A 12,223-nucleotide genomic window follows, 5' to 3' on the forward strand; every position below is an offset into this window, starting at 1 on the left:
CGCCATTGTTCTTCAGGAGCCCGACATGACGTCAGATGATCGTATAAAACTTGAACCCGTCTGGAAACAGGCACTGCGCGAAGAGTTCGACCAGCCTTATATGGCCACCCTGCGTGAGTTCTTGCGACAGGAACATGCGGCGGGTAAAGAAATCTACCCTCCGGGCCCACTTATTTTCAACGCTCTGAATTTGACCCCCCTGGATAAAATCAAAGTGGTCATCTTGGGGCAGGATCCCTACCACGGTCCGGGCCAGGCCCATGGGTTGTGTTTCTCGGTGCCCTCTGAAATGCCTGTTCCGCCCTCGTTGGTCAATATCTATAAAGAACTCAAACGTGATTTAAATATCGATATTGCCCCTCATGGGTGTTTGCAGTACTGGGCTGAGCAAGGTGTATTGCTGCTTAACACTACGATGACCGTGGAACGTGCCAATGCCGCTTCTCACGCCAAAAAAGGCTGGGAGCATTTTACTGATCGGATTATTCAAGTGGTGAGTGAACAGCAGCCCAAACTGGTGTTTCTGTTGTGGGGCGCTCATGCACAAAGCAAGCAAAAACTAATTGATGCAACCAAGCACCTGGTGCTGACCTCTGTGCACCCTTCGCCACTTTCTGCCTATAGAGGGTTTATCGGAAACGGGCACTTTAGCCGGACCAACAAGTTTCTGGAGCAAAACGGCTTGGCACCGATCGACTGGAAACTGCCTGCCGCTTGATTGCGTCTTGAAAATGAGGGGTGTGGTTCGCAGGAGGGCCGCAAAAGAGCAGGTCTCTTTTGCGGTGGATGGCACATGGCTTCGCTGCAGAGTGTACGGAGCCAGGCGAGGCAACCGCCGGCCAGGAAGGCCAGCGGTGTATTTCAGCAGCGCTTAAGTCTCCACTCAGGCCTTAGCCACAGCCCGGCGATGAGCGCTGCGTTTACGCCAGATACGCAGAACAGGCATCAGCAACATGATGGCGGTCAATACCCAGACCCCCAGCGTAATCGGGCTGGCCCACAGAATGTCCAAGGCTCCGTTGGAAATCGACAGGGCGCGACGCAAGTTCTGTTCCATCAGCCCCCCCAAGATGAAGCCCAGCAGCACCGGAGAGAGAGGGAAGTCCAGTTTGCGCAGGATGTAACCGAAGATGCCGATGCCGACCATCAAAAACAGGTCGAAAGTTGTGGCATGCACGGCATAGACGCCAATCGCAGTAATGAGCGCAATCACCGGTACCAACACCCAATTCGGCACGGCCAGAATTCGGGTGAAGATACGAATCATTGGAATATTGAGGATCACCAGCATGACGTTGGCGATAAACAATGACGCGATCAGGCCCCAGACAATATCCGGTTGTTGTTGGAACAACAGGGGGCCCGGGGTGATGTTATACAGCGACAAGGCACCGATCATCACCGCTGTTGTGCCCGAACCGGGGACGCCCAGCGTCAGCATAGGCACCAACGCGCCACAGGCCGAAGCGCCGATGGCGGTTTCGGGCGCTGCAAGGCCACGCATGTCCCCCTGGCCAAATTTTCCGGAGGCACCTGCCAGGCGCTTTTCAGTCATATAGCTGACGGCACTGGCCAGTGTGGCACCTGCACCCGGAAGCACGCCCATGATAAAACCGAGCAGGCCGCAGCGGATGTTCACCACGAACACTGCGGATGCTTCCTTCAGGTTAAACATCATCCGGCCAGTCGCTTTTACCGCTTCTTGCCCGCGGTGCGTTTTTTCCAGCAGTAGCAGGATCTCACTGATGGAGAACAGGCCCAGCACCAGCACCACGAATTGAATGCCGTCAGTCAGATGGATGTTGTCGCCGGTGAAACGGTACACACCGCTGTTGGCATCAATACCGACGCCCGACAGAAACAAACCGATCAAGGCCGCAATAAAGGTTTTAAGGGGACGATCACCCGCCATGCCGCCCAGGCAAACAATCGCAAACACCATCAGTACGAAATATTCCGCCGGGCCGAAGGCAATCGCCCATTTGGCGAGTAGAGGCGCAAATAAAACCATGCCACAGGTGGCAATAAACGCACCGATGAACGAACTCCAGGCTGACAGCGAAAGTGCCACGCCCGCCAGGCCTTTACGGGCCATGGGGTAACCGTCAAGGGTGGTCATGACGGTGGAGGCCTCGCCTGGAATGTTCAGCAGGATGGAGCTGATGCGTCCGCCGTACTCGCAGCCCAAGTACACAGCCGCCAGTAATATCAGGGCGGACTCGGGCGGCAGGCCCAGGGCGAATGCAATTGGAATCAGCAGCGCTACACCGTTGATCGGCCCAAGCCCCGGCAATAATCCGACGACGGTGCCGATTAACGTACCGCACAAGGCGGTGACCAGGTTGTAAGGGGTGAGCGCGACGCCGAAGCCCTGACCCAAATAGCTAAAAGTATCCATATCAGTTCTCCAGAACGTCGAGCAGGCCCAGGGGTAACGGAACATCCATCGCTTTATCGAACAACAGATAAAGCCCGACGCTCACCAGGCTGGTGATCACAATGCTGGGCAACCAGCGCCCGCCGTACAGGCGCGCCATCGGGATGCCAATCAGGGCGCTGCTGAGAATGAAGCCAAGGGATTCAAAGGTGCCGGCAAAGATCAGCAGCAGTACGACGCACAGACCAATTTTGGTCAGGGTTTCGCGGTCCAGTTGTGGGTCATCTTCGCTGTGCACAATGGGCGTTGGACGAAAAATCATGTAGATCAAGCCCAGCGACATCAGCGCCAGCATCAGCAGTGGGAACGCTCGCGGGCCCACAGGCTCGTAGGAAAACGAGGCTTGATAGGGCCATGCCATCAGCGCGAGGGCGGCGCAGATCACCAGCATTACCGAGGCAAAAATTCGTTGTAAGAGCATGAGTCACTCCTGCGTTGCGCCCGCATTGGGCGGGCGCAATCATTGACGGCAGCGGTTACTGGACCAGGCCAAATTCCTGGGCAAGGGCTTTGTAGTCGGCCACTTGCTTTTTCACGTAGGTGTCCAGTTCCGGGCCCGTCATGGCAAAAGGGAACAGCTCGCGCTGGTCACGTAATGTGGCGAACTCGTTTGAGGCCAACAGGGTGTCGAAGGCATTTTTCCACCAGGCGTAGTCTTCATCGCTGACTTTTGGCCCCAGGTAGAAACCGCGTACCACCGGCCACACAATGTCGTAGCCTTGTTCTTTAGCGGTCGGGATGTTTTTCATGTTCGGGTCGTCCAGGCGCTCGTCGGAAAACACCGCCAGGATGCGCATGTCACCGCTTTGGATATGCGGCATGGAGTCGGAGATGTCCGTACTTCCTATCTGAATATGGCCACCCAGCAAGGCCGTTGCGATTTCACCGCCGCCTTCCAGTGCTACATAACGCAAGTCGCGCGGGTTAATGCCGGCGGCCTTGGCGATCAGAGCGGTTTGCATCCAGTCCTGGCTACCGACGGTGCCGCCGGAACCAATCACCACTTTGCTGGGGTCTTTCTTCAGCGCTTGAACCAGGTCATCCAGGTTCTTGTAAGGCGAATCGGTTTTCACGGCAATGGCCCCATAGCTGGTGCCGACAGCCGCGAGCCACCGCACGGCGTTCTCATCGAACCGGCCGAACTTGCCTTGGGCCAGATTGAGCAGCGAGCCACTGGACCAGGCTACCAGCGTGCCTGCATCTGCCGGGCGCTGCGCAACCACGGCGTTGTAAGCCACAGCACCTACGCCACCGGGCATGTAGGTCACGCGCATGGGCTTGCTGAGGACTTTTTCGTTCACCAGCGCGCTTTGCGCCAGTTTGCAGGTCAGGTCAAAACCGCCGCCCGGTGAAGCCGGTGCGATGCATTCCGGGCGTTTCGGTTCAGCCATCAACTGGCCAGTGAACAGCAGGCAACTGGTCGCAAGAGCGAGGGTACGCAGTGAGAATTTCATATCATCTCCACAGGAGTTATTTTTTTTAGGGGGGCTGTGATGTGTGGTTAACGGCAGGTAACCAGCGTTTTTCGCTCACATCGTGGGGAGCGTCACAGCGATAAAACGTTGAGGAGTTTGATTGGCAAAGCAGAGAGGCATTTGGCATTGGGCTGATTGGTCAGCATGTTGAGGTACTCCGTTATTGTTCTTATTGACGAAAGCGCGTCGAGGCGTTTTCGTGTGGCTATGGCTTCCATAGCGCGACAGTTGTAGCCGTCCATTTTCTGATCCTAATCGGCCAACCTTTCGCCAACCTTTCAGCGCCCTGTCGGTTTTTTAGGGGCTTCACAGTCGTGAGGCCGGCTGTACACTGCGCGGCTAAAAGGGCCGGGCCCGTTATAAAAAAGAGGTAAACCGGATGCGCGTTCTTTTGGTCGAAGATCAGCCTCAACTCGCTGAGAGCGTGGCTCAGGCTCTGAAAAGTACGGGGCTGACCGTTGATGTGCTGCACGATGGCGTGGCCGCGGATCTGGCGCTGAGCAGTGAAGAATATGCGGTGTTGATTCTGGACGTGGGGTTGCCGCGCATGGATGGTTTTGAGGTGCTGGCGCGATTGCGAGCGCGCGGGAAAAACCTGCCGGTGTTGATGTTGACGGCCCGCAGTGATGTCAGAGATCGCGTGCATGGGCTTAACCTCGGGGCGGATGACTACCTGGCCAAGCCCTTCGAACTGACGGAGTTGGAGGCCCGGGTCAAGGCCTTGTTACGACGCAGCGTGCTGGGCGGCGAACGCCAGCAACAGTGCGGCCCACTGGCGTATGACCTGGGGACGCGGCGTTTCACGTTGGGGGATGAGTTGTTGACTCTGACGTCCCGCGAACACGCGGTGCTGGAAGCGTTGATCGCAAGGCCCGGCCGTGTGATGAGCAAAGAGCAACTGGCGGCTCAGGTATTTGGTCTGGATGAAGAGGCCAGTTCCGATGCGATTGAGATCTACATCCACCGCTTGCGTAAGAAACTTGATGGCCATGCTGTAGCCATCGTCACTTTCCGGGGCTTGGGGTACTTGCTGGAAGGTCGTGATGCTTAAAGTGGACAGTCTTCGTTGGCGTTTGCTGTGGGAATTGACTCTGTTGCTTGTCGTGCTGATGGTGGCCAGCGGGTTAAGTGCCTATTTTTACGGCCGCGAAGCGGCTGATACGGCGTATGACCGAACGCTTCTGGCGTCGGCCCGATCGATTGCGGCGGGCCTGTCGCAGCGTGATGGCAGCCTGAGTGCCGATGTGCCTTACGTGGCCCTGGATACTTTTGCCTATGACAGCGCCGGGCGCATTTACTATCAGGTCAACGATATTAACCAGCGACTGATTTCCGGCTATGAAAACCTTCCGGCACCGCCGGCCGGTACGCCGCGCACAGACGATTATCCGGCCTTGGCCCGTTTCTATGACGGCCAGTACCAGGGGCAGAATGTGCGGGTGGTGAGCTTGCTTAAAGCCGTGAGCGAGCCCGGCATGAATGGCATGGCTGAAATCCGCGTGGCTGAAACCGATGTGGCGCGCGTGGCAATGGCCCGCAGTCTGATGGCGGATACGTTGTTACGTCTGGGCCTGCTGGGCCTGGGGGCTTTGCTGGTGGTGTGGTTTACCGTCAGCGCCGCATTGCGGCCGCTGGAACGTTTGCGGGCAACGGTCGAGGAGCGTGAACTCGATGACCTGCGGCCTTTGCCGCTGGTGCCCGTGCAGCGTGAGTTGCGGCCCTTGGTGCAAACGCTCAATCACTTTACCGAGCGATTGCGCGGGCAGTTTGAGCGTCAGGCGCAGTTTATTGCCGATGCTTCCCACGAATTGCGAACGCCGCTTGCGGTGCTCAAGGCTCGGCTTGAGTTGGGTTTGCGCGCGCAAGACCCTCAGGTTTGGCGCGAAACCCTTGAGCAGGCGGCGCAAGGAACCGACCGCTTGACGCATTTGGCCAATCAATTGCTGTCGCTGGCACGTATCGAAAACGGCGCACGTGCGATTGCAGAAGGCGGTGCGCAGTTGCTCGATCTCAGTCAATTGGCGCGAGAGTTGGGAATGGCAATGGCCCCGTTGGCGCATGCGCGCGGTGTGGCGCTTGCACTGGAGGCGGACCAGCCGGTGTGGCTTCGGGGCGAGCCTACGCTGCTGAGTGAGCTATTGAATAACCTGGTGGACAACGCGTTGGCTCATACGCCGGTGGGTGGCAATGTGATATTGCGGGTTATGGCACCGGCGGTTCTGGAGATCGAAGACGATGGGCCTGGTATTCCCTACGAAGACCGTGAGCGGGTGTTTGAGCGTTTCTACCGGCGCAATCAACACGTGCCGGGTTCAGGGTTGGGGCTGGCGATTGTGGGGGAGGTGTGTCGCGCGCATCTGGCGACCATCAGCCTGCATGATGGCGTGCAAAGCGGGTTGAAGGTGCGGGTGAATTTTGTGCCGGTGCAGAGCCAGCGGGCATGATGCAGCCGTTGGCTGCGGCTACATCATGGCTCAGATAAACATGCTGCGCGCGGTGTACAGTTCTTCCTGAAACGCTTGGCTGTCGGCTTCCACGTTCAGTTTCATGAACGCGGGCAGTGTACTCAAGTCCGGGCAGGGCCCGCTGCCACGGGTACTCAGGCAGATTACGGTCGCGATTTGCACCAGATCAATGTAATCAAGGGCTTTGGAGTCGCGGGTGAAGTCCTGATACAGGCCGGGGAGTTTTAACAGCATCTCCGGAAACTCCCAGACAGCGAGCAGTTTGTCGCCAATCAGTGGGTGAATGCTATCGATCACGTGGTTCAGTGATACCGGGTCCGAGAGTAATTCATTGTGTTCTTCGGCATAGGTCAGGATCGGTAGCACACCTATTTGATGCACCAGCCCGCCGAGTGCGGCCTGGTCGGGTTTGAGTGAGGTGTACCGCCGGCATAGGGTGTAGCAAATGCCGGCGACTTCCAGGCTTTCCCGCCACACGTCGCGCATTTTGTTTTCGATGACCTCCGAGCGGGCATGGAAAATCTGTTCCATGACCAGCCCTATCGCCAGGTTGCTGCTGTAGTTGACCCCCAGGCGAGTGACGGCGGTGTGCAGGTCGGTAACTTCATAAAGGGCACGCAACAGCGGGCTGTTGACGACTTTGATCAGTCGCGCGGCCAGTGCCGTGTCGCGACCAATGACTTTGCTCAAATGACTGACGCTGATTTCGGGGTTTTCTGCTGCCTTGCGGATTTTTAACGCCACTTCCGGTAGCGTCGGCAAAACCAGGTCATCTCGATCGATGGCCTTAACCAAGTCCATTTGGACTTTGTGCGCCAGCATGTTCATTTCTGTTCTCTAGGTATTGCGATTCAAGGTGAGGCAATTAGCGTTGGATCTCGCGATCCCGGTCTAAAAGGTAAGGCAGCTCAAGCAGCGTGAGTACGGGGCCTTGTTCGCTACCGACATGAATATGGCCTGCCTCGACGGCATCAGCAGTCAGAACGGCCAGCAGCTCGATACCGTCCTGCGCTTGAGCCGCGATCACCACCTCGCCCACGGAACTGGTGTGGGAGGCGCAAAACAGAGGCGTGCCGGGTGCTGGCGCAGCATGCTGGCCTTCAAGCGACAGGCGGTAGAGACGGCGTTTGAGCTTGCCGAGGTACTGCATGCGGGCAACGATTTCTTGCCCGGTATAGCAGCCCTTTTTGAAGCTGACCCCGCCCACGGCTTGCAGGTTAATCATCTGCGGAATGAACTGCTCACGGGTTTCGGGCATGACCTGACCGATGCCGGCGCGGATCTGACCCAGTAGCCATGGGTTCACGTCGGCTTGTGGCAACTGACTCGCCAGGTGTTGCACAAGGCGCTCAGCCTGTGCCACGGGGGCCCACAGTTCTGCACGATCTGCAGAGGCGCGGATGGCGATTAGCCCTTCGCCCCGGACAACGCTGTCGGTGTCGGCGGGTAGATCGAGCCCCAGGCTCAGCAGGGTTGCCTGCGCGTTGTGCAGACCAAAACGTACCCAGTTGGCACTGTCGTCGGTCAGTTTGGATTTGGAAAACACCGCGTATTTTTTCAGATCGGCCAACTGTGGCTCAACCAGCTCGCGGGCCATCGCCAGCAAACAGCCATTGGGTTCGAGCACGATACGGAAGCTGGATTGCATGCGGCCTTTTTGCGTGCAGCGCGCCCCCAGGCTGGAGCGCGTATCGCTCAAATAGTTGAGGTTGCAGGTCAATTGCCCCTGCAAGAACTTGCTGGCGTCATTGCCGATCACAGCAAGAACGCCTTCGTGGGAGAGGGTGCAGAAAAAAGCAGAGTCGGCCATGAGTTTTCGCTGGTAATAAAGTCCGGGGCCCATCATAGAGGGGCGACTTGTAAATGGGTAGTTCGTAAAAGCGCAATGATGCGGGACCAAAGCCGACTGGTCTATGGCCAACTGGCCTGTATACTTGCCTTCTATTTGAGGAGCGCTCCATGGTCGAAGATGTTGAACTCAATCGTCTCTATTGGCACAGCCGTCGCGGCATGCTTGAGCTGGATGTGTTGCTGGTACCTTTCGTCAAGGAGGTTTACAGCACGCTGAATGACGTAGACCGCGAGTGTTATCGCAAGCTGCTGGAATGTGAGGACCAGGACATGTTTGGCTGGTTCATGGAGCGTAACGAGTCTGAAGACCCGGAGCTTCAGCGCATGGTTCGCATGATTCTGGACCGTGTCCAGCCCAAGTAATTATTTCGAGTGCCGCTGGCAAGCCTCCGGGCAATTGCTGGCGGCCTATCTTGCAGCCCAACTCCTGGCGCTGATCTCAATTTGCCTGCTTTCAATCCCTGCCTGGGCACGGGTGATTGCGCTGTTGTTGTGCCTGGCGCACGGGGTTTGGGTGCTGCCGCGACATATCCGGCTGACCCACAGGGCCGCGATTCGCGGGTTGCGCCGTGATGCCGAAGGCTGGCAATTGTGGAGCCGCTCTATGGGATGGCATCCGGTGCAATTGCGCCGTGACAGCCTGGCCTTGCCAAGTATGGTGATTGTGCGGTTCAGCCGGCGCGGTGAATGGCGGGTGCGGGCCGTGTGTATTCCCCGCGACGCGCTGGCACCGGATCAGCACCGGCGCTTGCGCGTACGGCTGAAATTCAGCCGGCGTAGGTGGCTGGCACCAGAATAGTGTCCAGCGCTTCGGGCAACATCTGCGGGTAGTCGAGGGTGTAATGCAAGCCGCGAGACTCTTTTCGCGCCATTGCACTGCTGATCATCAGTTCCGCTACCTGAGCAAGGTTCCTCAGTTCAATCAGATCTCTGCTCACTTTATAGTTGCTATAGAACTCGTCGATTTCATCCAGTAACAGGCGCACACGGTGTTGCGCCCGCTGCAGGCGTTTGTTGGTGCGCACGATGCCGACGTAGTCCCACATGAAACGTCGCAGTTCATCCCAGTTGTGGGCAATGATCACGTCTTCGTCCGAGTCGGTCACCTGGCTCGCGTCCCAGCCCGGCAAGGCCTCAGGCACTGAGACCCGGGGCAACTGCGCGAGAATGTCGGCTGCCGCAGAGCGGGCATACACAAAACATTCAAGCAGCGAATTACTGGCCATGCGGTTGGCACCGTGCAGGCCCGTGAAGCTGGTTTCGCCAATAGCGTACAGGCCCGGGACGTCGGTGCGGCCATGACCGTCCACCATCACCCCGCCACAGGTGTAATGCGCGGCTGGTACTACGGGGATCGCCTGTTGGGTGATGTCGATGGAGAATTCCAGGCAACGCTCATAGACCGTGGGGAAGTGGGTTTTGATAAAGGTATCGGACTCGTGGCTGATATCCAGGTACACGCAGTCGATGCCCAGGCGTTTCATTTCGTGGTCGATGGCGCGGGCCACAATATCCCGGGGGGCCAGTTCGCCACGGGGGTCAAACCGATGCATAAAACGTTCGCCGTTGGGCAGCTTGAGATGAGCACCCTCACCGCGCAGGGCTTCGGTGATCAAAAAGCTCTTGGCTTGCGGGTGATACAAGCAGGTGGGGTGGAATTGGTTGAATTCCAGATTCGCCACGCGACAACCCGAGCGCCATGCCATGGCAATGCCGTCACCGCACGCGCCATCGGGGTTGCTGGTATAGAGGTAGACCTTGGCGGCCCCCCCGGATGCCAGAACGGTAAAGCGCGACCCATAGGTGTCGACCTCGCCGGTGACGCGGTTCAGTACATAGGCCCCGAGGCAGCGGTCACCTTCATGGCCGAGTCGGCGCTCGGTAATCAGATCAACGGCGACGCGTTGCTCCAACAGTTCAATGTTGGGGCGTTGGCGTGCTTGTTCGAGCAGCGTCTTGAAAATGGCTGCGCCCGTTGCATCAGCAGCATGAATGATGCGTCGGTGGCTGTGACCGCCTTCCCGGGTGAGATGAAACTCAAAGCCCGGGTGCTCAGGGTCGGCGGCGTCATCGCGCGTGAAGGGGACGCCCTGGTCAATGAGCCACTGAATGGCTTCACGGCTGTGTTCGACGGTAAATCGCACGGCGTCTTCATGGCACAGGCCGCCACCGGCATTGAGGGTGTCCTCGACGTGGGACTGCACGGTGTCGGTGTCATCCAGTACCGCCGCTACGCCGCCCTGTGCCCAGAACGTCGAGCCATTGGCCAGATCGCCCTTGCTCAGGACAGCAATACGCAGGTGCTCGGGCAGTGTAAGCGCAAGGCTCAAACCGGCAGCACCGCTGCCAATCACCAGCACATCATGTTGAAAATGTTGGCTCATTCTTCAGACGTCCGCAAAAAAGCGCCCTCTAGTATATAAAGGGGGGGATCGGCACAATAGCCGGGCCTTGTATGGCATTGGGATACTACAGCGGGCTGGGAGTTTGCCTCAGACTTGCCAGGGTTGCATGCCGATTTACAGTTTTTTATTGGCCAGCACCTCAAGAGCGGTGTAATGCTGTCTTATTCGAATCGTCAGCGGGGTCATCATTTCGCGGGGGCATTTTGAACTTTTCGCAGGGTCAAGGGTTCAATAGTGGGTTGCCCGTAGCGTAAAGATGCGGCGTCGAATGGGCTGTGGAGGGTGTGTCTTGACCGCAGCCGATGAGTTTGACAACAAGATTATTGACGCAGCCGGCCTGGCCCGAGCTGCGTTTTCGTGCGTGCCAAATTCGAGTGCGCAGGAAACTGCCAGGGGGGAGAGAACTTTTGCGTAAAGCCCGAGTCTATGTTCGCAAGCCTGATCAATTAGCCAAGGGTTGCTCCTCCCGGACTTATGAGGAGTATTCATGCTAACCCAGGAAGAGGATCAGCAGCTGGTCGAGCGCGTACAGCGTGGTGACAAGCGCGCTTTTGATCTGCTCGTGCTCAAGTACCAGCACAAAATTCTCGGGTTGATCGTGCGTTTTGTGCACGACACCCATGAAGCCCAGGACGTCGCTCAAGAAGCCTTTATCAAGGCTTACCGGGCACTTGGAAATTTTCGCGGTGACAGTGCCTTTTATACCTGGCTGTACCGTATCGCCATTAATACGGCGAAAAATTATCTGGTATCGCGCGGCAGACGTCCGCCAGACAGTGATGTGAGTTCTGAAGACGCTGAGTTTTACGATGGTGATCACGGCCTTAAAGACCTGGAGTCGCCGGAGCGTGCTTTGCTCCGCGACGAGATCGAAGGCACCGTTCATCGCACGATTCAGCTGCTGCCAGAAGATTTGAGAACCGCGTTAACTTTACGTGAGTTTGATGGTCTGAGTTACGAGGACATTGCGAGCGTCATGCAATGCCCTGTGGGTACCGTGCGCTCCCGTATTTTCCGCGCTCGGGAAGCCATCGATAAAGCCCTGCAGCCGTTGTTGCAGGAAAACTGAGACAGCGGCGACAGCCAAGAGAGGAACCGCCATGAGTCGTGAAGCCCTGCAGGAATCGCTGTCCGCAGTGATGGATAACGAAGCGGACGAACTGGAACTGCGTCGGGTATTGAATGCCTTCGACGACACACAAACCCGTGACACCTGGTCCCGTTATCAGGTGGCGCGTGCTGTGATGCACAAGGACCTGTTGATTCCGCGCCTGGACATCGCATCTGCCGTTTCGGCCGCGCTGGCCGAAGAACAAACCCCGGCCAAGGTGGCCCGTGGGCCGTGGCGCAGCATCGGTCGTCTGGCCGTAGCCGCTTCGGTGACCGTTGCTGTTCTGGCAGGTGTACGCCTGTACAACCAGGATGACATCGTGGGTAACCAGCTGGCCCAGCAAAACCCGGCACAAAGCCTGAGTGCGCCGATGGCCAAGGGCCCGGCAGTACTGGCCAACTACAGCGAAAGCGCCGATCAGGCCACTGGCCCTATGGCCAACGGTGTCCTGCAAGGTCAGCCGGGCTGGCAGGATCAGC

At 57.7% G+C, this 12,223-nt stretch carries 13 protein-coding genes; 7 read left to right on the forward strand and 6 right to left on the reverse strand.

The features are described 5' to 3' along the window. The first annotated feature begins 25 nt into the window (after positions 1-25). Entirely contained in the window at positions 26-718 is a 693-nt protein-coding gene (gene ung / locus Q1W15_RS23730) for a uracil-DNA glycosylase (protein ID WP_300733557.1), read from the forward strand. A 165-nt stretch (positions 719-883) separates the two neighbouring features. Here ung and Q1W15_RS23735 read toward each other — a convergent pair whose 3' ends face one another. Genes Q1W15_RS23735 through Q1W15_RS23745 form a run of 3 tightly spaced genes read right to left on the reverse strand, consistent with a single transcriptional unit; the run spans position 884 to position 3,891 of the window. Next, complete coding sequence (locus Q1W15_RS23735) at positions 884-2,398, reverse strand: tripartite tricarboxylate transporter permease (protein ID WP_300733559.1); 1,515 nt, start codon at positions 2,396-2,398, stop codon at positions 884-886. 1 nt (position 2,399) lies between these two features. Further along, the gene (locus Q1W15_RS23740) at positions 2,400-2,858 is read right to left on the reverse strand and encodes a tripartite tricarboxylate transporter TctB family protein (protein ID WP_300733561.1); all 459 of its coding nucleotides are present in this window, start codon (positions 2,856-2,858) and stop codon (positions 2,400-2,402) included. 55 nt (positions 2,859-2,913) lie between these two features. Further along, positions 2,914-3,891 (reverse strand): tripartite tricarboxylate transporter substrate binding protein, encoded by a 978-nt coding sequence (locus Q1W15_RS23745; protein ID WP_300733563.1) that lies wholly within the window; start codon positions 3,889-3,891, stop codon positions 2,914-2,916. A gap of 400 nt (positions 3,892-4,291) precedes the next feature. Here Q1W15_RS23745 and Q1W15_RS23750 point away from each other — a divergent pair, with 400 nt between their 5' ends. Both Q1W15_RS23750 and Q1W15_RS23755 read left to right on the forward strand, forming a co-directional pair. Next, the gene (locus Q1W15_RS23750) at positions 4,292-4,963 is read left to right on the forward strand and encodes a response regulator (RefSeq protein ID WP_300733565.1); all 672 of its coding nucleotides are present in this window, start codon (positions 4,292-4,294) and stop codon (positions 4,961-4,963) included. Continuing rightward, positions 4,956-6,356 carry a sensor histidine kinase gene (locus Q1W15_RS23755; RefSeq protein WP_300733567.1) on the forward strand — a complete coding sequence of 467 codons (1,401 nt, stop codon included), beginning with the start codon at positions 4,956-4,958 and terminating at the stop codon, positions 6,354-6,356. The genes Q1W15_RS23750 and Q1W15_RS23755 overlap by 8 nt, the downstream gene beginning before the upstream one ends. A 30-nt stretch (positions 6,357-6,386) precedes the next feature. Here Q1W15_RS23755 and Q1W15_RS23760 read toward each other — a convergent pair whose 3' ends face one another. Together Q1W15_RS23760 and Q1W15_RS23765 are read right to left on the reverse strand one after the other, a co-directional pair. Next, positions 6,387-7,205, reverse strand: a complete 819-nt coding sequence (locus Q1W15_RS23760; RefSeq protein WP_300733569.1) for an HDOD domain-containing protein — start codon at positions 7,203-7,205, stop codon at positions 6,387-6,389. A gap of 37 nt (positions 7,206-7,242) precedes the next feature. Continuing rightward, positions 7,243-8,187, reverse strand: coding sequence for a folate-binding protein YgfZ (locus Q1W15_RS23765; RefSeq protein ID WP_300733570.1), 945 nt, complete (start codon positions 8,185-8,187; stop codon positions 7,243-7,245). A gap of 149 nt (positions 8,188-8,336) precedes the next feature. Between Q1W15_RS23765 and Q1W15_RS23770 the strand changes: the two genes are divergently transcribed. Further along, complete coding sequence (locus Q1W15_RS23770; protein ID WP_300733571.1) at positions 8,337-8,591, forward strand: succinate dehydrogenase assembly factor 2; 255 nt, start codon at positions 8,337-8,339, stop codon at positions 8,589-8,591. Then, positions 8,575-9,027: a protein YgfX gene (locus Q1W15_RS23775; protein ID WP_300733573.1), complete on the forward strand. Its 453-nt coding sequence runs from the start codon at positions 8,575-8,577 to the stop codon at positions 9,025-9,027. Before Q1W15_RS23770 ends, Q1W15_RS23775 begins: the two co-directional genes overlap by 17 nt. On the opposite strand, the gene nadB is transcribed toward Q1W15_RS23775, so the two are convergent. Continuing rightward, the gene (gene nadB, locus Q1W15_RS23780; RefSeq protein ID WP_300733575.1) at positions 8,996-10,612 is read right to left on the reverse strand and encodes an L-aspartate oxidase; all 1,617 of its coding nucleotides are present in this window, start codon (positions 10,610-10,612) and stop codon (positions 8,996-8,998) included. The two genes, Q1W15_RS23775 and nadB, sit on opposite strands and share 32 nt — an antisense overlap. Positions 10,613-11,120: 508 nt before the next feature. Between nadB and rpoE the strand changes: the two genes are divergently transcribed. Further along, the gene (rpoE, locus tag Q1W15_RS23785; protein WP_019411405.1) at positions 11,121-11,702 is read left to right on the forward strand and encodes an RNA polymerase sigma factor RpoE; all 582 of its coding nucleotides are present in this window, start codon (positions 11,121-11,123) and stop codon (positions 11,700-11,702) included. A 31-nt stretch (positions 11,703-11,733) separates the two neighbouring features. Beyond that, positions 11,734-12,223, forward strand: a 490-nt coding sequence (locus Q1W15_RS23790) for an RseA family anti-sigma factor (protein ID WP_300733580.1), incomplete at its 3' end; no start/stop codon positions are given.

The organism is Pseudomonas sp., assembly GCF_030150285.1.
In the GTDB taxonomy this organism is placed as follows: domain Bacteria; phylum Pseudomonadota; class Gammaproteobacteria; order Pseudomonadales; family Pseudomonadaceae; genus Aquipseudomonas.

Bases quoted from the DNA above. Each gene is read 5' to 3' on its own strand.
- ung (WP_300733557.1), top strand. From the start codon at position 26: ATGACGTCAGATGATCGTATAAAACTTGAACCCGTCTGGAAACAGGCA.
- Q1W15_RS23735 (WP_300733559.1), bottom strand. From the start codon at position 2,398: ATGGATACTTTTAGCTATTTGGGTCAGGGCTTCGGCGTCGCGCTCACC.
- Q1W15_RS23740 (WP_300733561.1), bottom strand. From the start codon at position 2,858: ATGCTCTTACAACGAATTTTTGCCTCGGTAATGCTGGTGATCTGCGCC.
- Q1W15_RS23745 (WP_300733563.1), bottom strand. From the start codon at position 3,891: ATGAAATTCTCACTGCGTACCCTCGCTCTTGCGACCAGTTGCCTGCTG.
- Q1W15_RS23750 (WP_300733565.1), top strand. From the start codon at position 4,292: ATGCGCGTTCTTTTGGTCGAAGATCAGCCTCAACTCGCTGAGAGCGTG.
- Q1W15_RS23755 (WP_300733567.1), top strand. From the start codon at position 4,956: ATGCTTAAAGTGGACAGTCTTCGTTGGCGTTTGCTGTGGGAATTGACT.
- Q1W15_RS23760 (WP_300733569.1), bottom strand. From the start codon at position 7,205: ATGAACATGCTGGCGCACAAAGTCCAAATGGACTTGGTTAAGGCCATC.
- Q1W15_RS23765 (WP_300733570.1), bottom strand. From the start codon at position 8,187: ATGGCCGACTCTGCTTTTTTCTGCACCCTCTCCCACGAAGGCGTTCTT.
- Q1W15_RS23770 (WP_300733571.1), top strand. From the start codon at position 8,337: ATGGTCGAAGATGTTGAACTCAATCGTCTCTATTGGCACAGCCGTCGC.
- nadB (WP_300733575.1), bottom strand. From the start codon at position 10,612: ATGAGCCAACATTTTCAACATGATGTGCTGGTGATTGGCAGCGGTGCT.
- rpoE (WP_019411405.1), top strand. From the start codon at position 11,121: ATGCTAACCCAGGAAGAGGATCAGCAGCTGGTCGAGCGCGTACAGCGT.